We start from the raw sequence: 262 nt of genomic DNA, 5'->3' as shown, positions 1-262 counted from the left end.
CTCAAAGCCGCTTGCCGGACAAGAAGAAACAACGCGAATTCACGCAGACTGACATCGAGCATGTGATCGTGGACCTTGCCCAGCAAAGACAGATAAAACCGCAACCCGTAAACCTGGCCGGTGGTCTGCAAGGTCCGTCGAAACAGACGTCAGCGCCCTGCCCATTCACAACGGATCCTTCGACACTGCGTGATCAGTAACCCATGAAAGACAGACCTTTTAACCCTTAAAAAACACGACATCTGTATTTAGCTGCCACCAC

Annotated in this window: 1 protein-coding gene; it reads left to right on the top strand. The window is 51.5% G+C overall.

The annotated features are described in order from the left end of the window. The coding region (locus SB753_RS38395; RefSeq protein WP_410805335.1) for a hypothetical protein at window positions 1-200 on the top strand (200 nt) is incomplete at its 5' end. Between the last annotated feature and the right edge of the window lie 62 nt (window positions 201-262).

It is taken from the genome of Paraburkholderia sp. SIMBA_053, assembly GCF_046534895.1.
GTDB classification, from domain to species: domain Bacteria; phylum Pseudomonadota; class Gammaproteobacteria; order Burkholderiales; family Burkholderiaceae; genus Paraburkholderia; species Paraburkholderia caledonica.
This window is presented reverse-complemented; position numbering and strand designations above follow the sequence as displayed.